Source organism: Streptomyces sp. NPDC048257 (assembly GCF_043201855.1).
Taxonomy (GTDB): Bacteria; Actinomycetota; Actinomycetes; order Streptomycetales; family Streptomycetaceae; genus Streptomyces.
Genome location: NZ_JBICZI010000020.1, coordinates 18,347 through 41,902 on the forward strand (window position 1 = coordinate 18,347; position 23,556 = coordinate 41,902).

A 23,556-nucleotide genomic window follows, 5' to 3' on the forward strand; every position below is an offset into this window, starting at 1 on the left:
CACACGCGCGCGCTCTCATCGAACTCCCCCCACGTTCAAGGAGCATCATGCGTCCCATCCGCATGCCCAAACGGGCCGGCGTCGCCGCGCTCGGCCTCGGCCTCGTCGCCGGAATCACCCTCGTCAGCGCCCCCGCCGCCAGCAGCCACGGCTACACCGACACCCCGATCAGCCGCCAGAAACTCTGCGCCAACAAGACCGTCTCCGACTGCGGCGCGATCCAGTGGGAGCCGCAGAGCGTCGAGAGCTTCAAGGGGTTCCCGGCCGCCGGCCCCGCCGACGGAAAGATATGTTCCGGCGGCCTCTCCCAGTTCTCCGAGCTCGACAACCCACGGGGCGGCGCCTGGCCCGCCACCAAGGTGACCAGCGGGCAGAGCTACGGCTTCCGGTGGCAGTTCACCGCCAACCACTCCACCACCGACTTCAAGTACTACGTCACCAAGAACGGCTGGACCGGCACCAAAGCCCTCACCCGCGCCGACCTCGAACCCCAGCCCTTCCTCGCGGTCGCCTACAACGGCGCCCGCCCCGCCATGAGCACCGTCCACCAGGGAGCGATGCCGAGCGGCAAGACGGGCCGGCACCTGATCCTGGCCGTCTGGACCGTCAACGACACCCCGATGGCCTTCTACGCCTGCTCCGACGTTCAGTTCTGACGCTACGTCAGCTACCCTCCGGCGGCATGCGGACGACGACTGCGCCCGAAACCGTCGCGGAGCTCATAGCGCGCCAATGGGGCGACCACCGGCCCGGGCTGAAACACGAGGACGGCATCCTCACCCACCACCGGACCGCCCAGGAGGCCGCCGCGCGCGCCGCGCTGCTCGTCGACCTCATGCCTCCGGGGGCCGAGCCACACCTCGGGATCCTGCTCGACAACACCCCCGAGTTCCCCTTCTGGCTCGGCGCGGCGGCCCTCGCCGGGGCCGCCGTCGCCGGGATCAATCCCACCCGGCGCGGCCCCGAGCTGGCCCGCGACATCCTGCACACCGACTGCCGGATCCTGATCACCGAGCGCGCCCACCTGCCGCTGCTGCGCGGCCTCGACCTGCCCGGCGTACGCGTCCTGGTCACGGGCACCGAGGAGTACGGGGCCCTGCTCGCCCCGTACGCGGCCGCCAAGCCCGGCGAAGCGGCCCTGCGCGCCCCCGCCCCCGACTCCCGCCTCCTCCTCTACTTCACCTCCGGTTCCACCGGCGCTCCCAAGGCCGCCATCTGCACCCAGGGCCGGCTCGCGGCCGCCGGATCCGCCCTGGCCCGCCAGTTCTCCGTCACCCCGGACGACGTCCACTACATCTGCATGCCGCTCTTCCACGGCAACGCCGTCATCGCCGACTGGCTCCCGGCGCTCGCCGGCGGGGCCCCGGTGGCGCTGCGGCGCCGTTTCTCGGCCTCCGCGTTCCTGGACGACGTGCGGGCGTACGGGGCGACGTACTTCACCTACGTCGGGCGGGCGGTCCAGTACCTCCTGGCCACCGAGCCCCGCCCCGACGACCGCGAGCACACCCTGCGGCTCGGCTTCGGCACCGAGGCCGGGGCGGTGGACGCGGCCCGCTTCGCCGAGCGGTTCGGGGTCCGGCTGGTGGAGGGCTACGGAGCCACCGAGGGCGGCGCCTCCGTCCAGCGCACCCCGGACACCCCGCCGGGCGCCCTGGGCCGGGCGGGTGCGGGGGACGACCTGGCGGTGATCGACCCGGCCACGGGCGCGGAATGCCCGCCCGCGGCCCTCGCCCCGGACGGCCGTCTGCTCAACGGCTCGGAGGCGATCGGCGAACTGGTCAACCGGGGCCGCAGCCTCTTCGAGGGCTACTGGCGCAACCCGGCCGCGGAGGCCGACCGCACCCGGGACGGCTGGTACTGGACGGGAGACCTCTTCTTCCGCGACGCGGACGGGTTCCTCTACTTCGCGGGGCGCACGGACGACCGGCTCCGGGTCGACAGCGAGAACCTGGCCGCGGCGATGATCGAGAACATCCTGGCCCGCTGGACGGACGCGGCGGCGGTCGCCGTCTACGCCGTCCCGGACGAGGTGGCGGGGGACCAGGTGATGGCGGCGCTCGCCCTCCGGGAGGGCGCGGAGTTCTCCCCGGAGGCCTTCCGGGCCTTCCTCTCGCGCCAGCCGGACCTGGGCACGAAGATGGCCCCGCGCTACGTCCGCATCGTCGAGGCCATGCCCACCACGGCGACGAACAAGGTCCACCGCGTCTCGCTGCGCGGCACGGGCTTCCGCTGCTCCGACCCGGTCTGGCACCGATCACCGGCCGGGACCTACACCCCCCTCGACCCCCCGACCCTGACCACCCTCCTCGCCGCGTACAAAGCCCAGGGCCGCAGCCACCTCCTGCCCCGCTGACCGATGGGCGTCCACGCCGGGCCATCTCAGCCTCGCCGGCGTGTGAGGCGCGGGGTATGGGGCGGAGCCCCAGGTTCTTCGGGCCGCGCGGGCCCCGCGACGTGGCGCCCGCCACCTCCCCGGGTAATGGTTTTGAGCACTCCTGAGGACCGGGTAGTATTTTCTCTGTCAGCAGGCGCCGCTAGCTCAGTTGGTTAGAGCAGCTGACTCTTAATCAGCGGGTCCGGGGTTCGAGTCCCTGGCGGCGCACCTGTCCTTCGGGCGGTTTCCGGTCACCGGGAACCGCCCGAAGTGTTTTCCGGGCCTGTCCGCCCACCCGCCCACCCGCCCGCCCACCGCCGCTAGAGCGTGAGCGACAGCAGCAGCGGTGCGGCCTTCCGGTTCAGGGTGTCGGCAGCGGCCCGCAGCCGGTGCGCGTGCTCGACCGGCATCGACAGGGCCAGGCAGCCCACCGAGGCCCCGGCCGTGATCGGAACGGCCGCGCAGACCGTGCCCACCGCGTATTCCTGCAGGTCCAGCATCGGCACGGTGGCCGGCTGGGCGTCCAGCTTGGAGAACAGGATCCGCTCGTTCACGATCGTCTTGGACGTGAGACGGGCGATCTTGTGCCGGGACAGGTGGTCGCGCCGCCCGTTCAGGTCGAGCTGCGTCAGCAGGCACTTCCCGACCGCGCTGGCGTGCGCGGCGGAGCGGAAGTCGACCCACTCGTGGACCTTCGGGGTACGGGGACTGTCCGCGAACTGCGTGATCCGGACCTCGCCGTCCACGTACCGGCTGATGTACACGGCCGCGCCGACCGAGTCGCGCAGCCGGTCCAGGGTCTCCTGGAGCTTGTCCGTGAGTGCCTGCTGCCGGTCGATCCCGGAGCCGAGCAGGACGAGGGAATCCCCCATGGCGTAGGCACCGTCGGACACCTGCAGGACATATCCCTCCCGGCGCAGCATGAGCAGCATCGGAGCGAGATGGACTGCGGGCAGGCCGGTCTCACGCGCGATCTGCACGTCCGTCACACCACCGGTGTGACGCGCGATCGTTTCGAGTACGCGTAGTGCGTACTGCACCGAGTGGAACGGCGCGGTCGGCTCGGGCTTCAGCGCCACGGTTTCCCCCTAGCAGGTTGTTACCGCTTGCCCTACCACGATAGCCATCAAGAGGCCCATGTGGAGCGCCTGTTGAGGAGATTGATGGCTCAATCATGTCTGTCTGCCTCGATCTACTCCATTGGCATATGCCAAGGTCATGCGCGCCACGCCGCCGCACCGGGAATGCCTGGCGGCCGCTCACGGTTCGAGTTCTTCGTACGGTGTCGCACTGATGTCGTGCGCACGGTAGAGCGAAACAGGAGCGACGATGAGTGACACAGGGGACGACACCCGGGACAGCGCGAGCGCCGGCGCGGGCGCAGGCGGGGACGGGAACCGGAACGGGAGCGCGGGCCGGAACGGGATCCGCGGCACCGCGCACGGCCGGGCGACCGTGCCCCTCTCCGTTCTGGACCTCGTCACCGTCGGCGCGGGCAGCACCGCCCACGCCTCCCTCCGCACGAGCGTGGACATCGCCCGCCTCGCCGAGTCCCGCGGCTACCACCGCCACTGGGTGGCCGAGCACCACTCCATGCCCGGCGTCGCCAGCTCCTCGCCCGCCGTGATCCTGGCCCACCTCGCCGCGCACACCTCCCGCATCCGGCTCGGTTCCGGCGGGGTCATGCTGCCCAACCACGCCCCGCTCGCCGTCGCCGAGCAGTTCGGCACCCTTGAGGCGCTCGCGCCCGGCCGCATCGACCTCGGACTCGGCCGCGCCCCGGGCACCGACGGCCGCACGGCCGCCGCACTGCGCGGGCCCGGGCGCCTCGACGAGGCCGCGGACGAGTTCCCCCGGCGCCTCGCGGAGCTCACCCGCTTCCTCGACGACGACTTCCCGGACGGGCACCCGTACGCCCGCGTGCACGCCGTACCGGGGCCGGTCCAGGGCCCCGCCGGACGGCCGCCGCTGTGGCTGCTCGGCTCCTCCGGCTTCAGCGCCCGCCTCGCCGGCGAGCTCGGCCTGCCCTTCGCCTACGCCCACCACTTCTCCGCGGCCGGCACCCTGCCCGCACTCGACCTCTACCGGCAGAGCTTCCGCCCCTCGGCCGTCCTCGACGCCCCCTACGCCGTCATCGGAGTCTCGGCGCTCGCCGCCGACACCGACGCGCAGGCCCGCGCCCAGGTGCTCACGGGTGCGCTGTCGATGCTGCGCCTGCGCACCGGACGGCCCGGCCTGATCCCGACGCCCGAGGAGGCGGCGGCGTACGACTTCTCCCCGCCGGAGCGGGAGTTCGTGGACGGCTGGCTGGCGAACGTCGTCCACGGCACCCCGGACGAGGTCCGCACCGGACTGGACGACCTGGTGAAGCGGACGGGCGCGGACGAGCTGATGCTGACCGCCAACGCCCATAGCGGGGCGGCCCGGTTGCGTTCGTACGACCTCGTCGCAGATGCGTACGGCATGCCCGCGCAGGCGCCCGCCGCTGATTGACGGCATGCGAACGGCGTTTGGCTGGTTTGTTGCCGAAACCTTGCGAGGGGCCGCCTGAAGGCAGCCTTAAACCGCTCGTCACCCGGGGTGGCGAGCGGTTTCTGATGTGCGCTCAGGTCTCTGACTTGGGGAAATATCGCGGGAGTGGTCTAGTCCTTCTTTGGTCCGAACCATTGACGCGGGGCTGAGGTGATCGCTATCACTTCTCTCACCCGAACCGCTTGATCTCCCCTCCCACCCCCACGGAGACAGTTCATGCACATCCGTAAACCCCTCATCGCTGCCGCCGCCACGGCCGCGCTGGCAGCCGGAGCGCTGGCCTCCTTCGCGGGACTCGGCACGGCCCAGGCCGCCGGCGCCGGCACCACCGCCGCGGCGGGTGGTGTCCGCATCGCCTACTACGACCAGTGGAGCGTGTACGGGAACGCCTTCTACCCCAAGCACCTCGACACCCGTGGCATCGCGGGCAAGCTGGACGTCATCAACTACTCGTTCGGCAACATCCACCCCACCAACCTCACCTGTTTCGAGGCGAACAAGGCGGCGGGCGACGACAACAACCCCAACGCCGGTGACGGCGCGGGTGACTCGTACGCCGACTACCAGAAGTCCTTCAGCGCCGCGGACAGCGTCAGCGGGGTCGCCGACAAGTGGGACCAGCCGATCGTCGGCGTGTTCAACCAGTTCAAGCAGCTGAAGGCCAAGTACCCCCACCTGAAGATCAACATCTCGCTGGGCGGCTGGACCTACTCCAAGTACTTCAGCGACGCGGCGAAGACCGACGCCTCCCGCAAGAAGCTCGTGTCCTCCTGCATCGACCAGTACATCAAGGGCAACCTGCCGGTCGAGGGCGGCTACGGCGGCCAGGGCGTCGCGGCCGGCATCTTCGACGGCATCGACATCGACTGGGAGTACCCCGGCTCGTCCGGCGGCCACCTCGGCAACCACTACGCCCCCGAGGACAAGCAGAACTTCACGCTCCTGCTCAAGGAGTTCCGCGAGCAGCTCGACGCCCACGGCGCGGCCAACGGCGGCAAGAAGTACCTGCTGACCTCGGCGCTCCCGGCCGGCCAGGACAAGATCAAGTACATCGAGACGGACAAGATCGGCGCGTACCTCGACTACGCGAACATCATGACGTACGACATGCACGGCGCCTGGGACAGCGACGGCCCGACGTACCACCAGTCCCCGCTCTACTCCCCGGCGGGCGACCCGACCGACCCGATCGCGCCGGGCACCCAGAAGTACAGCATCGACAACGCGATCGACTCCTGGATCGACGGCAACGCGGCCTACGGGATCACCGGCGGCTTCCCCGCCGGCAAGCTGACCCTGGGCTACGAGTTCTACTACCGCGGCTGGAAGGGCGTCCCCGTCGGGGCGAACAACGGCCTCGCCCAGTCCGCGACCGGCGCCTCGGGCGCCCGGCCCACCAGCCAGCAGGCCGGCATCGCCAACTACAAGGAGCTCGGCGGCCTCGTCGACAACCCGGCGACCACCTTCTGGGACGACCAGGCCAAGGCCTCGTACTTCTACAAGGACGGCGAGTTCTTCACCGGCCTGAACCAGAAGTCCATCCAGGCCCGGGTCGACTACGGCAAGCAGCGCGGCCTGGCCGGCGCGATGATGTACTCCCTGCTCGGCCTGGACAACAACACCACGCTGCTGAACCAGATCTCGGACGCGCTCGGCTCCGCCACGGTCCCGCCGACCACGCCGCCGACCACCCCGCCCACGACGCCGCCGACCACGCCTCCGACGACCCCGCCGACCACCGGCTGCGGCTCGACCCCGGCGTACGTCGCGGGCACGGTCTACACCGGCGGCACGGAGGTCTCCCACAACGGCCGCAAGTACAAGGCCCAGTGGTGGACACAGAACGAGACCCCGGGCACCACGGGTGAGTGGGGTGTCTGGAAGGACCTCGGCGCCTGCTGATCTCCCCCCACCCCGCGCCGAGCGACGCCTCCGCCCTGCCCCCTCTCCGGGGGTGGGGCGGAGGTGTGTGACATGGTTGCGGGATTCCCGACACCGGTGCGTGTCGACGTCGCTACGCTCGGCCACAAGCTCGTTCTCCGCTTGGAGGTGCCGTTCCCATGGCTGTCGTCCGTGACATCGATCCCAGCGCCTCGCCGCTGGACTACTACAGCTACGAGCTGCGCCGGCTGAGAGAAGAGGCGGGCCTCAAGCAGGCGCAGCTGGGCGCGATCATCTTCTGCACCGGTTCCCTGATCGGCATGATCGAGAACGGCAAGCGGGTCCCGACGCGGGACTTCTCCGAACGGGTGGACGCTGCGCTGGGCACGGGTGGTGTGTTCTCCCGCCTGGTGGGGTTGGTCCTGCGGAGTCAGCTGCCAGCCTGGTTTCAGGCCTATGCGGAGATGGAGGCCAGGGCGACGCACATCTCCTCGTTCCAGCCTCAGCTGGTCTACGGACTCCTGCAGACCGAGGCGTACGCACGAGCGGTCCTCCAGGCGGGGTGGGGAGAGAAACTCGACGAGGCGGTCGCCGCGAGGATGGAGCGCCAGCGCATCCTGACCCGGGAACGTCCGCCACTTGTCTGGGTGGTGCTGGATGAAGCGGTGCTGCACCGGCCATTCGGCGGCCGCGAAATAATGCGGGACCAGCTGAGCCACCTGCTGAAGTTCCGGGATTCTCGCGAGATGCGGATCCAGATCCTTCCCTTCAGTGCCGGCCATCACCCTGCCACTGTTGGGGCGTTCAACGTTCTCCGGTTCGAAGGAGACCCGGATATCGTCTATGCCGAGAGCTACGGTTCGGCTCATGTGACAGCGAATCCCGAGACGGCCAGTGACTGTGCACATCGCTACGACCATTTGCAGGCCGCAGCGCTCTCTCTGGAGGAATCGGCGGCTCTGATCGCCCGTGTACGGGAGGAACGTTATGGGGACCACGCAGGACCTGACGGGCGTGCTGTGGCGTAAGTCCAGCTACAGCGGCGGGACCGGCGGCGATTGCGTCGAGTGCGCCCCGGTCGGTGCCGCCGCCTGGCGCAAGGCCTCGTACAGCGGAACCACCGGAGGAGACGGCCGGGTGGCTGTCCGGGACTCCAAGAACCCCGACGGGCCGGTCTTCACGGTCACGGCAGCCGCGTTCGACAGCTTCGTCCGGAGTCTCTGACCGTCAGAGCCAGCCCTGCTGCGCCGCCTTGAGGCCCGCTTCGAAGCGGCTCGTCGCGTGGAGGCGTTCCATCAGGGCGGACATCTGACGGCGGACGGTCCGCAGGGACACCCCGAGGCGCTTGCCGGCGGCCTCGTCCGTCATGCCCGAGGCCAGGAGCTTCAGCAGTTCGAGCTCCGTCGCGGTGGGGCGGCTGTCGCTGGGGCGGGGGCGGTCCGCTCCCAGCGGTACGGCGGAGTTCCACGTCTGCTCGAACAGGGTGGCCAGGGACGCCACGATCCCGGGCGCGCTGGTGCACAGGGCGCCCAGCCGGGAGTGGTCGGGGTCGATCGGGACCACCGCCACGGTCCGGTCGAATATCAGGAGGCGGGGCGGCAGGAGCGGGCTGGTCCGCACCTGGCCGCCCTGCTCGGTCAGCCACCGGGCGTAGGCCAGTGTCGTGGGATCGTTGCGCGCGCTGTCCTGGTAGACCGAACGCATCTCGATGCCGCGGGCCAGCGCACGCCGGTCCAGCGGCCGGGAGGACTCCAGGCTCGCCTCGGACAGCGCCCCGCCCGGCAGGATCGCCAGGCATTCCCGCGTCAGCCCGTGGGCCAGCTGCTCCAGTCGGCTCTGGATGGCGTCCATGCCCACGAGCCGTTCCGCGCCGTCGACCTCGGTGTTCGGGCTGAGCTCCGCGAACTCGGAGACCACCTGCGCTGCCGCCGCCTTGCTGCGGGCCAGCTCCTGCTGCTGCCGGGCCAGTTCTTCCTCCTGGCGGCGCAGCAGCAGCTCCAGGCCCAGTTCGGGTCTCACCGCCCGCAGCGCGCCCGGGCAGTCGCGTGACGGTCTGAGCAGGTCGAGGTCGACGAGCCGGTCCAGGCCCTCGCGGACCTGGGTCTCGGTGAGGCCGAGGCGGGCGCTCAGCTCGGCCACGCCTCCCGAAGGGTCGGCCAGCATGCCCCGGTACACGGATTCCACGTCGGCCCCGAGGCCCAGTGTTTGCAGCAAGTTCCAGCCCCCCAGCAGTAGTTGGGCGGGCCCGGCGAGCGCCGCCCCGGTGATCGTAGGCGAAGTCTGTCACCAAGGTGCCAGGCCTGTTGGTGACAGTCGGAACCTCTTCTTCGCGGGTCCTGACGGCAGCAACATGGTGTTCACCGGGACGGCGGGGACGAAAGTCACCGACTCAGGCCAGAGCCGCAAGGACGATCCGGATCAGCGCGCAGCACACCGCACCGAACGAATCGCTTCCCGGCTCCTGACCTTGGGGGAAACCATGTCCCGCACCGCCCGCTTCGCCGCCGTCGCCGCCGTCTTCACCGCCCTCTGTGCCGGCGCGGTCACCACCACCTCGGTGACCGTCTCCGCCGAGAGCCGCCACATCAGTGCCTCCGCCGACGGCAGCATCAACTGGGACACGGCGCCCACGTCCGTCGAGGACAGCATCAACTGGGACTAGCCGGCATGCGCGTCGTGCGAGCCTCCCTCTCAGGGCCTTGTCATGATCCGGTCAGCACCCGTGTGCTCGCCCTCGTCTCCGATCTGATCTGGGCCCACACCCCCGCCGCGCACGGACTCGAGCACTTGCGGACCAAAGCCGCCGACGACGGCGTGCACGTCTACCTCTTCCTGCGGGCCGCCTCCGAAGCCGCGGCCCTCACCCAGGCCCACGCCATCCTCGACGGCGCCCGCGCCCCGCTGCGGGCGCACGGCTACCGCACCACCGAGCCGCACCGCTGACGGCACCCCCGGCCCTCCCCGCGCACGTTCCCCAGGAGAACGCAGTGACCACCACCCTCCGTCAGGCTGCCCGCAAGAGCGCGGTAGCCGCCCTCTCCACCGCCCTCGGTGCCGGACTGCTCACCGCCGCGGCCGTCGCCGCCGCCCCGGCCGCACAGGCCGCGACCACCTGCGGCGGGACCGCCTCGATCTACGGCGTCCTGCCCGACGGCCGCCTCACCTTCAGCACCATCACCCCGGCCACCGGCCAGTTGAAGAAGGTGCGGGTCGGAGCGGCCCTGGGGTTCGAGCCCAAGGCGATGGCCACCCTCAACTTCAACACGATTCTGGTGACCTCGACGTCCGGTGCGCTCTACCGCCTCGACGTCCTCACCAACAACGAGTCCCTCGTCCTGGAGCGCCCGCCCGTCAAGATCTTCGACAGCGGCTGGACCCACGACAAGCTCACCTACGACGGACACGGGCACCTGTACGGCACGGCGGGCGGGGTCCTCCTCCAATATCTGGTCTCGCAGCCCAAGCCGACCGGCTCGGCGCACATCGGCCAGCGCAGGGAGATCGGCACCGGCTTCGTCCTGAAGACCCTCACGGCCGCCGGCGACGACCGGCTGCTCGCCACCACGTCGGCCGGCGCGCTCCACTCCTACAAGATCGGCAGCGACGGCAGCTGGGACCGCGACGACCTCAAGACCACCGGCTGGTCCGGCTTCGACCAGGTCGTGTCTCCCGGCGGGGGCCTCTACTACGGCCGGATCGAAACCACGGGCGCCATGTACTGGTACAAGGACGCCAACCCGGCCGACGGCAGCGGCACCGACATCGCCTACCACAACGACACCCCCGTCAACACGGGTGGCTGGACGCAGGCGCTGCTCTCCGCCCAGCCGGCGTCCTTCAGCTGCACCACCACCGTGGACCCGCTCGACGGCAAGGACATACCCGCCGTGAAGGCGGCCGGCCGCGACCTGATGAACAAGCACGACGGCGGCGCCTGGAACAGCACCGCCCAGTGGAACTGCCTGGAGCAGCTGTGGGACAAGGAGAGCGGCTGGCGCTACTGGGCCGACAACCCGAACTCCACGGCGTACGGCATCCCCCAGGCCCTGCCCGGTTCCAAGATGGACGCCTTCGGCGATGACTGGCGCACCAACCCGGTCACCCAGATCAAGTGGGGCCTGTCCTACATCGACGGCCAGTACGGCACGCCCTGCGGCGCCTGGACCCACTTCCTGAACAACAACTGGTACTGAGCGGCCCCCGAGTCCCGCCCGCTCTCCCGCTCTCTCCCCCCTCACCTCCCCGGCCCGACGCGCGTACGTCAGGGCTGCCCAGAATCCGGAGACACCCATGTTCTCGTCGTCCCTCAAGCGCCGCCTCGCCGCCACCCTGGCCGTCTCTGCCACCACCCTCGGCATGGTCACCCTCACCTCGGCGCCGGCCCAGGCCGCCGCGATCTGCGGCGGCGACGTGTCGGTCTACGGCACCCTCGCCGACGGCCGCCTCACCTACACGGCGATATCCCCCAACACCGGCGACCGGGTGAAGACCCTGATCGGCTCGAACCTCGGCTTCACGCCCAAGGCGATGGCCACCCTCAACTTCAACACCGTTCTCGTGACCTCGACGGCCGGCGACCTCTACCGCGTCGACATCCAGACCAACGACAACGCGCTGGCCCTGGCCGGAGTCACCAAGATCTGGGACGGCGGCTGGACCTTCGACAAGATGACCTACGACGGCGCCGGCCACCTCTACGGCACGGTCGCCGGCGAGCTCCACCGCTACAACGTCTCCCAGGCCAAGCCCAGCGGGCCGGCGCACATCGCCAAGCACGCGGTGATCGACACGGGCTTCGTCCTCAAGACGCTGGCCGCCGCGGGCGACGACGTCCTCATCGCCAGCACCGCCGACGGCCGGCTGCTCTCCTACCAGATCAACGGCGTCGGTGACTGGGAGAGTTCGGAGCTCAAGGGCTCCGGCTGGTCGGCGGTCGACAGCCTGGTCTCACCCGGCGGCGGGCTCTACTACGGCCGTACGAACGGCGGCATGTACTGGTACCACGACGCCGACCCCACCGACGGCAAGGGCGATGACATCGCCTACCACCCCGCCGACCCGGTCGACGCGAGCGGCTGGACCCAGACCCTGCTCTCCGCCTTCGCGGGCGACTGCACCTACCGGCCGCCGGCGCCCCCGACCCCCACCCCCTCCACCAAGGGCGGGCAGATCGCCCGCAGCGAGATCATGAGCCGCGCCGCGAACTGGCTGAGCCGGGACGTCCCCTACAACCAGGGCGCGTACGCCTCCGACCCGGACGGCGACCACACCTACCGCACCGACTGCTCCGGCTTCGTCTCCATGGTCTGGCACGCCAGTACCAGCTACACGACGCAGAGCCTGCCGGGCGTCACCGCCACCATCTCCAAGTCGGACCTCCAGCCCGGTGACGCGCTGAACACCCTGGACGGGCACGTGGTGCTCTTCGAGAAGTGGGTCGACAAGGCCGCCGGCAAGTTCTCGTACATCCACGAGGCCAACACCAACGACGACATGATGCGCGGCCAGGACTACCTCAACGGGGGCAGCGACGGCCGCATCGCCGGCCACGCCGCCTCGGGCTACGTCGCCCTGCGCTACGACAAGGTCGTGAACGGCTAGCCCAGCCGGACCGCCCGACGGGCGGTCCGGCCTCCTCGTGTCAGAACTGGTACTGGCCGACGGTGATGAAGTACCGGAGCTCCTCCGGAGTGCCGCCGTCCAGGAGCCGCTGGATCTCCGCATACAGCGCGTCGCTGATGCCCGGGCGGGCGAGGATGGTGGCGACGGCGACGCGGTCGTCCTCCGCCTGGGCGAGCCGCAGGCCGGTGGCGAGGAAGGCGACGCGGTCGGCCGCGGTGCCGTCGAGGGCCTTGTTGATCTCGCGGGTCACGCCCTTGCCGGGCTTGCCGGCCAGGATTCGGAGGATGGCGACCGTGTTGTCCTCGTCCTGTGCCTTGGCGAGGCCGGTGGCGAGGAAGGCGACGCGGTCGGCCGGGGTGCCGTCGAGGGCCTTGTTGGCCTCGCGGGTCACGCCCTTGCCGGGCTTGCCGGCCAGGATTCGGAGGATGGCGACCGTGTTGTCCTCGTCCTGTGCCTTCGCGAGGCCCGTGGTCAGGAACGCCACGCGGTCCTCGGGGGTGCCGCTGAGGGCCGCGTTCGCCGCGCGGATCACGGACTTGCCGCTCGCCGGGTCCGCCAGGATCTTGGCGATGGCGGCGGCGTTCTCCGTGTCGGAGCCCAGCGCCGCGCCGGCCGGCGCCGTGACCGACGCCTTGACCGGCGCGGCGGAGGCGAGGGCCGGGGTGGCGAGCAGCAGGGCCGGGGCGATGGCGACGGCGGTCAGGGCGAGTGCGGTACGGGTGAGCTTCATGGCGGTTTCCCCCACAGATCAAGGAACTTGGTCAAGAACCTTTGGCCTGAAGATCGTTACAGGGGGATTCGGGGCTGTCCAATGAGGAAAGACCCCCTGGAAGCCCGCGAAACAGCCAAGCGGAACGGCTAGCAGGGCTATTGCGCACCCGGCTTGGTGCCGATCATCTCGGCGATCCGCTCGGGCGCCACCGCCCGCGAGTAGAGCCAGCCCTGGCCCGTGTCGCAGCCGACGCGCTTCAGTCGTGCGGCCTGTCCCGCGGTCTCCACGCACTCCGCGGTCACCGTCAGGCCGAGCCGGTGCGCGAGCTGGACCAGGGCCTCGACGATCGTTTCGTCGGCCGGGTTCGGGTGCGTGCCCTCGTCGTAGCGGAATCCGCGCACGAACGAACCGTCCAGTTTCAGAACTGATACAGGAAGCCTGCTGAGGTAGGCGAGGTTCGAGTAGCCGGTGCCGAAGTCGTCGATCGCGATCCGCACGCCCATGTCGCTGAGCGCCTGAAGGGCCTGGAGGGGACGGCCGGCCGAGCCCATCACCGCCGACTCGGTCAGTTCCAGTTGCAGCAGCTGCGGGGCCAGGCCCGTCTCGGCCAGGATCTCCGCGACATCGCCCACGAGGTCCGAGTCCCAGACCTGCCGGACGGCGACGTTGACGGACACGAAGACGGGGGAGTCGCTGGGCTGTTCGATCTGCCAGCGCCGGGCCTGGCGGCAGGCGGTCCGCAGGACCCACTGTCCCAACTGGACGATGGATCCGTCCTCTTCGGCGATGCCGATGAACCGATTCGGCGTCAGCGTGCCGAATTGCGGGTGGTTCCAGCGCACCAGGGCCTCGACCCCGCGCACCGCGCCGCTCTCCAGGTCCACCAGCGGCTGGTACTCCAGCTCGAACTCGTTTCTCTCCACCGCCGGCCGGAGCGTGGAGGAGAGCGCCTGGCGGGTCATGCGGTGCGCGTTGCGCTCCGGGTCGAAGAGCGTCCAGCGGGCCTTGCCGTCCGCCTTGGCCCAGTAGAGGGTCGTGTCGGCGGCCTGCATCAGACCGGTCGCCGAGGTGCCGTCCGTTGCCCGCTCCACGACTCCGATCGACGCGGAGACCGACAGCCGCTGCCCGGCCAGGTCGAAGGGTTCCTGTACGGCCGCGAGGACGCTCCGCGCCAGGTCCGTGAGCTGTTCGGTGCCGGTGGAGTCCTCGACCAGCAGGGCGAATTCGTCGCCACCGAGGCGGGCGACCAGATGCCCGCCGGTGCGCCCGTACCCGGACTGGTCGGCGCACTGGGTCAGCCGGGCGGCGACGGCGGTCAGCAGCCGGTCCCCGACGCGGTGGCCCAGGGTGTCGTTGACGGCCTTGAACCCGTCGAGGTCCAGGTAGACCAGGCCGATCCGGCCGGTGCCGCCGCCGTGTTCGTACGAGGAGGCCTCCAGGGCGGCGGAGAGCCGCTCGAAGAACAGCGCACGGTTCGGCAGCCGCGTGACCGGGTCGTGCATCTGGAGGTGCCGCAGGCGGGCCTGGAGGTCGCGGCGGTCGCTGATGTCGGCCACCGACAACAGGACGTCCCCGGTGCCGGGGACGGGCCCGAGGGTGACCTCGGTCCACAGCGAGTGCCCGTCGGGGTGCTTGAGCCGGCGGGTGCAGCGCAGCCGGGCCTGCCGGCCGCGGAGCACCTCCTGGTACGCGGCCCAGGTGCGGGCCTCCGCGGCCAGGTCCACCAGGTCGGCGGCGCACCGGTGGACGAGTGCGTGCGGCTCGCTGCCCAGCATCCCGGCGAAGGCCTGGTTAGCGGCGACCACGTAGCCCTCGCGGTCCACGACCGCCATGGCGAGGTGGGCCGCGTTGAAGGCGGCCCGGTAGTCGCGCAGCTCGGACTCGGCGCGGTGCGGGGACGGCGAGGCCGCCCGGGCGGCCTGGGTGGCCGATGTCGACGGCACTGCCGGCACTGCCGGGTAACGCTCCGTAATGGCCGATCGGATGCTGTCGGCCGCCGAACCGGTTCCTTCTGAGGTTCCGCTCACCGTTGGCTCCCGCAGTGTTCGTGAGTGTCCGCGCAGGAAAGTGTGCCGATCATAGAGGCTGCCGGGAGGCCCCATCCAGCGGCGCCGCCGGTTGAGACGGGGGAGTTCGGTGTGATGACGGATCGACGGCCGAAGAGCGCGCGATCGTTTCTGCGCGGCTCTGAGCGAGCGAGGGCTCCTGCTGATCTCGGGTGATCGGTCGTGACGTTCTGTAGGCAGGCGCGTGAAGTCCGGGGGTCACCGGCTTGCCGTATTACTCACTCGTGTGGTGCAGCGGAACAGGGCATTAGTAAGACAATCGCCTCAAGGTGGATGAACAGGTACGAATCCACCACCGGAGGTCGATGTGGCGCGACAGCAGACACCCGGGGGAGTGGACTGTTCCCGCATCCGAAGTACCGCCGCGGCGCTCACCTCCCTGACGGCGCTCGCCGCCATGTCGCTCGTCGCGGGGCCCGCGGTGGCCGATTCCGGGGCCGGACCCTGCGCGCTGACCCGCACCGCGGCGCACCACTCCCTCGGCCTGGACAGCTGGAACGGCGCCTATCCCAAACCCGAGCGCACACTCGACGCGGTCATGGTCTTCCTTTCCTTCCCCGACCACCCCAGCGCCCTCAAGACCGAGGAGATCGTCGGCGACTACTTCCCCGCCACCAGCGACTTCTTCGAGCAGGCCTCGTACGGGCGGTTCAAGCTGGCCCCGCATCCGCAGAAGGAGTGGCTGCGGATGCCCAAGCCGTCCACCGCGTACGGGATAAAGCGCGACTGGGCCGCCGGGGACCGGGCGGCCTACCTGCGGGACGCGGTCTCCACCGCCGACGCCCAGGTGGACTTCCGCAAGTACGACGTCGTCTACTTCGTCGCCGACCCGGACGCGCCCGGGGTGGACTCCGATGCCACGAAGGTCGTCAACTTCGAGCACCCGATCGTCGCGGACGGCACCGAACTGCGGCGGATCGTCACCGTCTTCGAACGCCACCCGCCCGACCGCAACGTCCTGGCCCACGAGACCGGGCACGTCTTCGACCTGCCCGACCTCTACCACCGGCCCACGGACGGCAAGGGCGACTGGGACACCTACGTCGGGGACTGGGACGTCATGGGCAGCCAGTTCGGCATGGCCCCGGACCTCTTCGCCTGGCACAAGTGGAAGCTGGGCTGGCTGGACGAGTCCCAGGTGGACTGCGTGCAGTCGGGCTCCTCGCTGCACACCCTCCAGCCGCTGGCCGAGGCTCCGCCGAGCGGCGGGACGGGCGGCACCCGGCTCGCGGTCATCCGTACGGGCCCCGGCAGCGCGATCGCCGTCGAGGCGCGGGGCTCCGCCGGCAACGACGGGGACACCTGCACGGAGGGCGTCCTGGTCTACCGGGTGCGCAACGAGGCCTCGTCGGGCGGCGGTCCCATCGAGGTGCTGGACGCGCACCCGTCGACGGAGGCCTGCTGGGACCGCTCGGTGTACCCGCCGCTGGCGGACGCGCCGCTGGAGGTGGGCGAGACGTACACCGTGCCGGGGGAGCGGATCACCATCGAGGTGGCGGACCGCACCAGGTCCGGCGCGTACACGGTGAAGATCACGACATGACGAAGAAGGCCCCCACTCGCGTGGGGGCCTTCTTCCGTCTGTGCGCCGCCAGGGACTCGAACCCCGGACCCGCTGATTAAGAGTCAGCTGCTCTAACCAACTGAGCTAGCGGCGCTTGCTGACGAGGAAGACATTAGCAGGAGGATCCGCGGAACGAAAAATCGATATCCCCAGGTCCGGTCGGTGCGGGGGTGCGGGCCGCCCGTACGAAGGCCCAGAGCAGGGCCTCGGGCCCGGGAAGCCACGGCTCCCGCGCGTCGGGCGCCACGAGCCACCGGGAGGCGCCGGACGTGGCGGCGAGCGGCGGCACGGTGACGGCGTCGCCGCGGCCGTGGCAGAGCGGCGCCGGAGCGGTGCGGGAACCTCCCCACTCCTCCCACGCCAGCAGGGCGGGCAGCCGGTGCGCGGTGCCGGGAGCGGCGAACAGCAGGATCCGGCCGCGGTGCACGGCGACCGGACCGGAGCCGGGGCCTTCGGCCCAGAGCAGGTCCAGGATGCGGCGCCCGAGGACGAGCGGGACGTTGACGACGTCGAAGGGATCCCCGCAGGGCAGCGTGGCGGGCAGCCCGGGTCGCGCCTCCCACAGCGCGAGGGTGCGCCGGGGGTGGGCGGATGCGGAGCTGAGCCAGGCGGCGCCCTGCGGGGTGACGTGGGTGGCGGGAGCCGTGCGCGTGCGCTCGCCGCGCGCTTGGAGGGCGGTGCATCCGTGGGCCGTCGTCAGCGTCGTCATATGCCAAGGTCTACCCGCCGTAGCGGGTCGAACCCCGGGAGTTACCGAAATTCGGGACAGGGCCCCTGCGGAAGGAGTATGTTGCGCCCCGCATATGCCGGACCGCTGCCGTACTCACCGGCACCCGCGGTGGTGCGCCCCCTAGGTGAGGTCCGGGCCCGCGCCGCGTTGGAGGGTTTCGCCGAATTCGATCATCTTGCGTGCATAGTCCTCGGTCCACTCCGCCTGCTCGGCGATCAGCGCCGGCGACAGCCGGTCGAACCGTCGCGGATCGGCCAGCTGGGCCGCCGCCAGGGCCTGGAACTCGACCGCCCGCTCCTGCGCGGCCCGGAAGGCCAGCGTCAGCTCGGTCGCACGGGTCAACAGCTCCCGCGGGTCCTCGATCGACTCCAGGTCGAAGAAGTGCTCCGGGTCCGCCACGGACTCCGAGGGCTCGAAGAGCAGCGGCGCCGGCCGTAGCCGTCGCTCGGTCCGCTCGGGCTCTGCCATGCGTGTCCTCCTGCTGCGCGTGCGAAGTGATTCCGGGCCACCGTCCATTGTCCAACGCCACGCAAGACCCCTGCGCGACGGACTGGAACACCTGTACGGCTGATGGGGTGCCCGAGCAGACGGACAGGTTCGGTGGCGGGAGAGTCGTACAGGTGGTCGGCCGGCGCCGGTCAGGCGCCGGCCGCGGCCTTCGGAATGCACGTCACCCCGCACCCCAAGTACCCGCCGTCGGCACGCTCCTGCGCCGACGGCGACGCGCCGGTCACACCGTGACGGCCTCCGCGGCGCGCTGCGCCGCCAGTTCGGCCACGTCGTCCAGGACTGCGGCGAGCTCGCCCGCGAGTGCCTCGGGGGCCTGGAAGCCGTCGGGTCCGATCAGCTTGGGGATGCCCGGGACGGCGACGGAGTGCTCGGCGGGCAGCATGCCCAGCCGGGTGAGGACCGGGAGCAGCATCGCGGCGGCCGGGGCGCCGCCGGTGGGGCCGGCGCTGTAGCTGACGATGCCGACCGGCTTGCCCTTCCACTCGTTGTAGAGGAAGTCGATGGCGTTCTTGAAGGGGGCGGTGAAGCCGCCGTTGTACATCGGCAGGACGAAGAGGAAGGCGTCGGCCGAGTCGACCAGGGCGCTCCAGTCGCGGGTGTGCTGATGGGCGTAGTTGCCGGTGGAGGCGTACTCGGGTTCGTCGAGGAAGGGCAGGGCGATCTCGGCGAGGTCGACGGACGTGACGTCGAAGCCGTCACGCTCGCGGGCCTGCTCGGTGACCCAGGCGGCGAGGGGGCGGCCGGAGGAGGTCGGGCGGGTCGCGGCGGAGATGACGTGCAGACGGGTCATGGTGGGTGCTTCCGGTCGGTGCGGTTGTTGATGTGTCATCTGATGAAACCCAGGATCTGAATGACATGTCAACTAGATAAGTGATGTGTCACCGACCTGGCTAGAGTGGCAGGCATGACCCCCGCACCCGGGCCCCGCTGGCTCACCGCGTCCGAACAGGACGCCTGGTACGCGTGGCGGCGCATGTTCCCGCTGGTCAACGCGGAGATCGCGCGCGACCTCAACCAGGACAGCGGACTCAGCGAGGCCGACTACGACGTCCTGTCGGTGCTCGGCTCCACCGACGGCCACCGGATGCGCATCAGCGCCCTGGCCGAGCTGATGCGCTGGTCACGCAGCCGGCTGTCCCACCAGCTCACCCGCATGGAACAGCGCGGCGCCGTCCGCCGCGAGGAGGTGGCCACCGACGGCCGCGGCGCGGAAGTGGTCCTCACCGACGCCGGCGTCACCATGATCACGGAGGCCGCCCCGCTCCACGTGGAGTCCGTACGCCGCCACCTGATCGACGCCCTGACGCCGGAGCAGCTGCGCACCTTCGCCGAGGTGGGCGAGGTCCTGCGCGAACGCCTCGGCGCCCGCCGCAAGGCCTGACCCGGCGCGACCCGGTTCCGCCCCCGGGCTCATGGAACCCCGCCCCTACGGGCGCCAGGACACCCGGTGCTCCGCCAGATGGGCCAGGACCGAGTGGTTCGCCTCCCAGCCGTCCGGGAACTTCACCGTCACGCCCAGCTGGACCGGTTCCGTCGAGGGGTGGTCGTCCAGCAGCTCCGCTATCCCCGCCCGCGCCACCACCACGCACGCGTGCCGGTGCCGGGAGGCCAGCACGCACAGGCGGCCCGTCTCCAGGTGGAAGGCCGTCGCGTCCGGGCGGCCCGACAGGGGGTGCAGGACCACCGTGAGGTCGTACTCGCGGCCCTGCAGCCGGTTCGCGGTGTCCACCGTGACCCCGGTGACCCCGAGCGCGGCCAGCGCCGCGCGGACCGCGGACGCCTGGTCGCGGTGGGCCGTGCCGACCGCGATCCGGTCCGCCGTCAGCGGGGCCGGGTCCGGGGACTGCTCGTCCGAGGTCACCGCCCCGCGGTCCAGCGCCCGGCGGACCACCGCGGCCACCGCCCGGACCGCCTCCGGGTCGGTGCGCGGGGTGTGCCGGGCGGGCAGCTCCAGCAGGCCCCAGCCCGCCTCGGCCGCCTCGTCCAGGACCCGGTCCGGGCCCGACCCGTCCGAGGGGACCCCGTACGACAGCCGCCGCTCGCCCGGGCCCGTACCGCTGCGGAACTGCGTGTACGGGTAGAAGGCGCGGGAGACCAGCGGGGCCGCCGACGCCGGGAGCCGCCAGGACACCGGCAGCCGGTGCTGCGGCAGCTGCGGGTTGTGCGCGAGCAGGGTGCTCACCGCCGAGGCGGAGGGGTCGTAGGACAGGCCCGCCCACTGCTCCGCGCCGACCACGCTGAACGGGTCCAGCTGCCCCGGGTCGCCCACGAACAGCGCCCGCTCGAACAGCCCGGCCACGGCCAGCAGCGCGTCCGAGCGCATCTGGTACGCCTCGTCGACGATGGCGTGCTGCCAGGGCTCGACGTCCTTGACGAAGGCCCACTTCGCCGCCGTGGAGATGGTGATCGGCAGCTCCGCCAGGTCCCCCGGCTTGGCCGAGAGGGTCACCGAGGGCAGCTCGCGCAGCGCCGGGTCGTACGCGTCCCCCTCGCTGCTGTGCAGCCGGCCGACCTTCAGCTCCGGATCCTTGTCGGCGAGCCGCAGCACCAGGTCGTCGACCTGCGCGTTGGTCTGCGCCACCACCATCAGCCGGCGCCCGGCGGCGGCCAGCTCCCGCGCCGCGCGCACCACCAGCGTGGACTTGCCGGCCCCGGGCGGGGAGTCGACGACCACGCCCCGCTCGGTCCCGTGCAGGGTGTCGGCCAGGATCGCGGCGGTCGCCCGGGCGGCCGCCGCGCCCGGGTCGAAGGGAGCGGTCGTGGTCACAGGAGGTCCTCGTCGGTCACGGAGTCGGGCAGGGGGAGGGCGCCCGCCGACCCGGGCGGGCCGCCGTGGGTCCACGGGGTCTGCTCGGGCTCCGGGAGCTTCGGGCCGCCGCGCGCGTCGTGCTCGAAGAGCGTCCAGCAGACCCGGTCGCCCTTCTCCGGGACCGACCCCGGCTCCGGGTCCCTGCCGCGGCCCATCTTGTCGAGGAGCCGCAGCACCAGCTGCCCGTCCTCCTCCCAGCGTACGAACCGCGCGCTCTGCGGGCGCCCGTCCAGCGAGCGGAACACCTTCCCGCCGCCCCCGTCCGCGAGCTGCGGCCGGTCCTCCGTGGCCACCGTCACCAGCGGGCGCGGGCTCGGCCGCTTGGACTCCGTCCACTCCATCACCACCTCGGTGACCTCACCGGCGAAAGCCTCGCCCGCGAACCGCCGGCCCGCCATCACCAGGGGGTCGTCGAGCGCCTCCTGGGCGTCGAGCCGCACCTGTTCCGTCTCCCGCGTGGCCAGCTTCTGGGCCGCCGTCACCGCGTCGTCGCGGCGCGGCTGCGGCGGCTCGCCCGCCCGCACCCGGTCCCGGTGGCCGGTGTACGACCAGCGGTCGCGCGTCCAGCGCTCCTCCGCGCGCTCGCCCGGAGGCAGGGTGCGCAGCAGGTCGATCGCCTCCCAGGTCTTCCACCACGTGCCCGACATCTGCGACACGACAAGGCGGCGCACCTCGTCCTCGGCCGACCGTACGTGGCGGTCGTCGTCCCCGGGACCGGCCGCCAGGGCTGCGCGCGCCGCGTCGTAGCGGACGATCGCCGGAGCCAGCAGCCTGTTGTCGAAGGCCGGGTCGGTGGCCGGACCGGCCGGCGGGCACAGCAGCTGTCCGTCCCGGTCGCGGCCCAGCTCGGCCCGGTGGGCCTCTTCGGCGCCCGACCGGCCCTCGGGCGGGTCGATCCAGCCCAGGAGCGCGCCCAGGTGCTGGTCCTCCAGATTGCTCTGACCGGTGGCCCAGTGCCGGGACAGCAGGTCGGTGGCCGACAGCAGCATCGAGGAGCCGGGCACCCGAGAGCGCTCGGCGAGGTGGGTGAACCAACGCCCGAGCATCGGCACCTGCGAGGGCGCCGGATACGGATTGTCCGGGTCCTCCTCGGCGGTGCGCCGGAACCGCATCGAGCGCCCGAGCAGCCGTACGTACTCGATGCCCGCCCGGCTCGGCACGATCAGCTGGGGCGCGTCCACGCACAGCTCGGTCTCGACCTTGACCCGCTTGCCCGTCTCCGGGTCGGTCTCGCTGCGCTCGGCCGGCTCCACGGCGTCCGCGTACGCGTCGATGTGGGTCAGGACCTGCACCGCGAGGTCCGCGAGGAAGGCCCAGCGCCGGTCGCGGTCGCGCGGCTGGGGTATCACGAACACCTGCGGCGCGTGCCGGTCGGTGCCGACCATGGCGCCCAGCGGGGCGCCCGCCTCACCGGCCGTGGTCAGCGGCACGAGGACCAGCGGGGTCTCGCTCAGGTGGCGGTGCCGTACGGTCGCGAGCGGCTGGGCGCGGCCCGCCCGTACGGCCTGCAGCCGGGCCAGGGTGCTCAGCAGGGGCATGCGGGGGTCTCCGGGACGTGGTGCGGCGGACGGGCGGCGGCCGGCTCCAGGGCCTCGGCGCGCAGCCGGGCGGCGCGGAGCAGGGCGGCGGCGGTCGGATCCTCGGAGCAACCGGTCCCCGAGGCCGCCGCGAGGGCGGCCCCGACGGTGGTCAGCGCGCCCAGCTCACCCCGTACGGACCGGCCCAGCGCGGTGACGCTGTCGTCGGCGCGGGCCCGGTCGCGGCAGTGGAAGGCCAGCTCGCAGGCGGCCAGGCACTCGGGGGCGTAGGCGGCGTCCACCGCGGACACCGCCTCGACGAGCTCCTCGGCGGTTCTGGTCGCCGGGTCGAAGCTGAGGCCCTCGGGCAGAGCCGCGGCCAGCTCCTCGACGCGGGTCAGCCGGTCCAGCTGGCGGCGGGTCACGGAGCGCTCGCGGCGGATGTCGACGGGGGACGCGGTGGGCAGGTTGGAGAAGTCCTTGGGGCAGACCAGCAGCACGGTGTGCCCGACCTCGGCGCCGGGCAGTTTCGCGGCGGTCTTCTCCAGGGCCAGGACGTAGACGGCGGCCTGGCGGGCGGCGGCGCCCACCTTCGCGGCGTCGGCGGCGCCGTCGATCATCGGGAACGACTTGATCTCCACGACGGTCCAGCGGCCGTCGGGGTGCACGACGACGGCGTCGGGCTCCAGGTAGGCGGGGGAGCCGGCCACCTCAAGGGCGAGCATCGGGTGGTCCAGCAGCGTCCACGCCCCGGTCTCCAGGCCGGCGGCGGTCGCCTCGCGCAGGGCGAGCGCCGTCCGGGCGGCGCGGCCCTCGGGCCCGGCGGCGGTGAGGTCGGGGACGCGGGCGCCGGGGCCGGGGGGCTCGGTGGCGGCCGCGAGGTGCGCGTGGACCAGCCGCAGCAGTTCGGCCCCGCCGTCGCCCTTGACCTTGGCCTCGAAGGAGTTCCCGCGGACGATGGCGAACTGCGACTGCCCGAAGGAGGCGGGGGAGCCGAGTGCCGTGGCGAGGGCGGTCTTGTCGACGCCGGCGCCGTCGAGGAGGGCGCGTCTGCCGCAGCCGGGATTGGCGGCGAGGGCTGCGAGCGCCCGGGCGTCGAGCGGGCGGGGCGGCACGGCGGGGCCGCGCAGACCGGCGAGCCGCTGCCGCAATGTCGTCGGCGGCGCGATGTTGCTGGGCGGGTAGGAGCTCACCCGCGGAAGTGTCCCATCCGCCACTGACAATCGTGGACTTAGTGCG

General features: G+C 71.7%; 21 protein-coding genes, 2 tRNA genes and 1 pseudogene. 13 read left to right on the forward strand and 11 right to left on the reverse strand.

Translation table 11 applies throughout. The features are described from left to right. The first annotated feature begins 62 nt into the window (after positions 1-62). The 3 genes from ACGFZK_RS28605 to ACGFZK_RS28615 all read left to right on the forward strand — a co-directional run bounded on the left by ACGFZK_RS28605 (position 63) and on the right by ACGFZK_RS28615 (position 2,602). Positions 63-656 carry a lytic polysaccharide monooxygenase gene (locus ACGFZK_RS28605; protein WP_393851828.1) on the forward strand — a complete coding sequence of 198 codons (594 nt, stop codon included), beginning with the start codon at positions 63-65 and terminating at the stop codon, positions 654-656. A 26-nt stretch (positions 657-682) separates the two neighbouring features. Next, the gene (locus ACGFZK_RS28610; RefSeq protein WP_393851733.1) at positions 683-2,353 is read left to right on the forward strand and encodes an AMP-binding protein; all 1,671 of its coding nucleotides are present in this window, start codon (positions 683-685) and stop codon (positions 2,351-2,353) included. A gap of 175 nt (positions 2,354-2,528) precedes the next feature. Continuing rightward, a tRNA-Lys gene (locus tag ACGFZK_RS28615) sits at positions 2,529-2,602 on the forward strand. Between the two features lie 92 nt (positions 2,603-2,694). Here the strand turns inward: ACGFZK_RS28615 and ACGFZK_RS28620 are convergent. Further along, positions 2,695-3,453, reverse strand: a complete 759-nt coding sequence (locus ACGFZK_RS28620; protein ID WP_393851734.1) for an IclR family transcriptional regulator — start codon at positions 3,451-3,453, stop codon at positions 2,695-2,697. A gap of 250 nt (positions 3,454-3,703) precedes the next feature. On the opposite strand from ACGFZK_RS28620, the gene ACGFZK_RS28625 reads away from it, so the two are divergent. From ACGFZK_RS28625 to ACGFZK_RS28640, 4 genes are all read left to right on the forward strand, one after another. Beyond that, the gene (locus ACGFZK_RS28625; RefSeq protein ID WP_393851735.1) at positions 3,704-4,867 is read left to right on the forward strand and encodes an LLM class flavin-dependent oxidoreductase; all 1,164 of its coding nucleotides are present in this window, start codon (positions 3,704-3,706) and stop codon (positions 4,865-4,867) included. 255 nt (positions 4,868-5,122) lie between these two features. Further along, positions 5,123-6,808 (forward strand): glycosyl hydrolase family 18 protein, encoded by a 1,686-nt coding sequence (locus tag ACGFZK_RS28630; protein ID WP_393851736.1) that lies wholly within the window; start codon positions 5,123-5,125, stop codon positions 6,806-6,808. A 158-nt stretch (positions 6,809-6,966) separates the two neighbouring features. Then, a complete protein-coding gene (locus ACGFZK_RS28635; RefSeq protein ID WP_393851737.1) occupies positions 6,967-7,815 on the forward strand; it encodes a helix-turn-helix transcriptional regulator in 849 nt (282 codons plus the stop codon). Further along, the gene (locus tag ACGFZK_RS28640) at positions 7,775-8,011 is read left to right on the forward strand and encodes a DUF397 domain-containing protein (protein WP_393851738.1); all 237 of its coding nucleotides are present in this window, start codon (positions 7,775-7,777) and stop codon (positions 8,009-8,011) included. Before ACGFZK_RS28635 ends, ACGFZK_RS28640 begins: the two co-directional genes overlap by 41 nt. A gap of 3 nt (positions 8,012-8,014) precedes the next feature. Here the strand turns inward: ACGFZK_RS28640 and ACGFZK_RS28645 are convergent, their stop codons facing one another. Further along, on the reverse strand, positions 8,015-9,001 hold the full coding sequence (locus ACGFZK_RS28645) for a LuxR C-terminal-related transcriptional regulator (RefSeq protein WP_393851739.1): 987 nt from the start codon (positions 8,999-9,001) through the stop codon (positions 8,015-8,017). Between the two features lie 265 nt (positions 9,002-9,266). Here ACGFZK_RS28645 and ACGFZK_RS28650 point away from each other — a divergent pair, with 265 nt between their 5' ends. The 4 genes from ACGFZK_RS28650 to ACGFZK_RS28665 all read left to right on the forward strand — a co-directional run bounded on the left by ACGFZK_RS28650 (position 9,267) and on the right by ACGFZK_RS28665 (position 12,388). Then, positions 9,267-9,449 (forward strand): hypothetical protein, encoded by a 183-nt coding sequence (locus tag ACGFZK_RS28650; protein WP_393851740.1) that lies wholly within the window; start codon positions 9,267-9,269, stop codon positions 9,447-9,449. A 5-nt stretch (positions 9,450-9,454) separates the two neighbouring features. Beyond that, entirely contained in the window at positions 9,455-9,730 is a 276-nt protein-coding gene (locus tag ACGFZK_RS28655) for a hypothetical protein (RefSeq protein ID WP_393851741.1), read from the forward strand. Positions 9,731-9,774: 44 nt separating this feature from the next. Continuing rightward, the gene (locus ACGFZK_RS28660) at positions 9,775-10,980 is read left to right on the forward strand and encodes a peptidase S1 and S6 (RefSeq protein ID WP_393851742.1); all 1,206 of its coding nucleotides are present in this window, start codon (positions 9,775-9,777) and stop codon (positions 10,978-10,980) included. A 97-nt stretch (positions 10,981-11,077) separates the two neighbouring features. Further along, the gene (locus ACGFZK_RS28665; RefSeq protein WP_393851743.1) at positions 11,078-12,388 is read left to right on the forward strand and encodes a tachylectin-related carbohydrate-binding protein; all 1,311 of its coding nucleotides are present in this window, start codon (positions 11,078-11,080) and stop codon (positions 12,386-12,388) included. 40 nt (positions 12,389-12,428) lie between these two features. On the opposite strand, the gene ACGFZK_RS28670 is transcribed toward ACGFZK_RS28665, so the two are convergent. After that, a complete protein-coding gene (locus tag ACGFZK_RS28670) occupies positions 12,429-13,139 on the reverse strand; it encodes an ALF repeat-containing protein (protein WP_393851744.1) in 711 nt (236 codons plus the stop codon). A 137-nt stretch (positions 13,140-13,276) separates the two neighbouring features. Further along, positions 13,277-15,223 (reverse strand): putative bifunctional diguanylate cyclase/phosphodiesterase, encoded by a 1,947-nt coding sequence (locus tag ACGFZK_RS28675; protein ID WP_393851745.1) that lies wholly within the window; start codon positions 15,221-15,223, stop codon positions 13,277-13,279. A gap of 271 nt (positions 15,224-15,494) precedes the next feature. On the opposite strand from ACGFZK_RS28675, the gene ACGFZK_RS28680 reads away from it, so the two are divergent. Then, positions 15,495-16,730, forward strand: coding sequence for a M6 family metalloprotease domain-containing protein (locus tag ACGFZK_RS28680; protein WP_393851746.1), 1,236 nt, complete (start codon positions 15,495-15,497; stop codon positions 16,728-16,730). A gap of 41 nt (positions 16,731-16,771) precedes the next feature. Here ACGFZK_RS28680 and ACGFZK_RS28685 read toward each other — a convergent pair. From ACGFZK_RS28685 to ACGFZK_RS28700, 4 genes and pseudogenes are all read right to left on the reverse strand, one after another. Continuing rightward, a tRNA-Lys gene (locus ACGFZK_RS28685) sits at positions 16,772-16,845 on the reverse strand. Continuing rightward, positions 16,836-17,460 (reverse strand): annotated as a pseudogene (locus tag ACGFZK_RS28690) (bifunctional DNA primase/polymerase). The gene ACGFZK_RS28685 and the pseudogene ACGFZK_RS28690 overlap by 10 nt, the downstream one beginning before the upstream one ends. A 141-nt stretch (positions 17,461-17,601) precedes the next feature. Beyond that, a complete protein-coding gene (locus ACGFZK_RS28695) occupies positions 17,602-17,949 on the reverse strand; it encodes a hypothetical protein (protein WP_393851747.1) in 348 nt (115 codons plus the stop codon). A gap of 262 nt (positions 17,950-18,211) precedes the next feature. Further along, positions 18,212-18,781, reverse strand: a complete 570-nt coding sequence (locus tag ACGFZK_RS28700; protein WP_393851748.1) for an NADPH-dependent FMN reductase — start codon at positions 18,779-18,781, stop codon at positions 18,212-18,214. Positions 18,782-18,895: 114 nt separating this feature from the next. On the opposite strand from ACGFZK_RS28700, the gene ACGFZK_RS28705 reads away from it, so the two are divergent. After that, positions 18,896-19,372, forward strand: a complete 477-nt coding sequence (locus ACGFZK_RS28705; RefSeq protein ID WP_393851749.1) for a MarR family winged helix-turn-helix transcriptional regulator — start codon at positions 18,896-18,898, stop codon at positions 19,370-19,372. A 45-nt stretch (positions 19,373-19,417) separates the two neighbouring features. Here ACGFZK_RS28705 and ACGFZK_RS28710 read toward each other — a convergent pair whose 3' ends face one another. The 3 genes from ACGFZK_RS28710 to ACGFZK_RS28720 are packed head-to-tail and all read right to left on the reverse strand — an operon-like array spanning position 19,418 to position 23,534. Next, positions 19,418-20,758, reverse strand: coding sequence for an AAA domain-containing protein (locus tag ACGFZK_RS28710; protein ID WP_393851750.1), 1,341 nt, complete (start codon positions 20,756-20,758; stop codon positions 19,418-19,420). Next, entirely contained in the window at positions 20,755-22,338 is a 1,584-nt protein-coding gene (locus ACGFZK_RS28715; RefSeq protein WP_393851751.1) for a hypothetical protein, read from the reverse strand. Before ACGFZK_RS28715 ends, ACGFZK_RS28710 begins: the two co-directional genes overlap by 4 nt. Continuing rightward, positions 22,326-23,534, reverse strand: a complete 1,209-nt coding sequence (locus tag ACGFZK_RS28720; RefSeq protein ID WP_393851752.1) for a hypothetical protein — start codon at positions 23,532-23,534, stop codon at positions 22,326-22,328. The genes ACGFZK_RS28715 and ACGFZK_RS28720 overlap by 13 nt, the downstream gene beginning before the upstream one ends. Between the last annotated feature and the right edge of the window lie 22 nt (positions 23,535-23,556).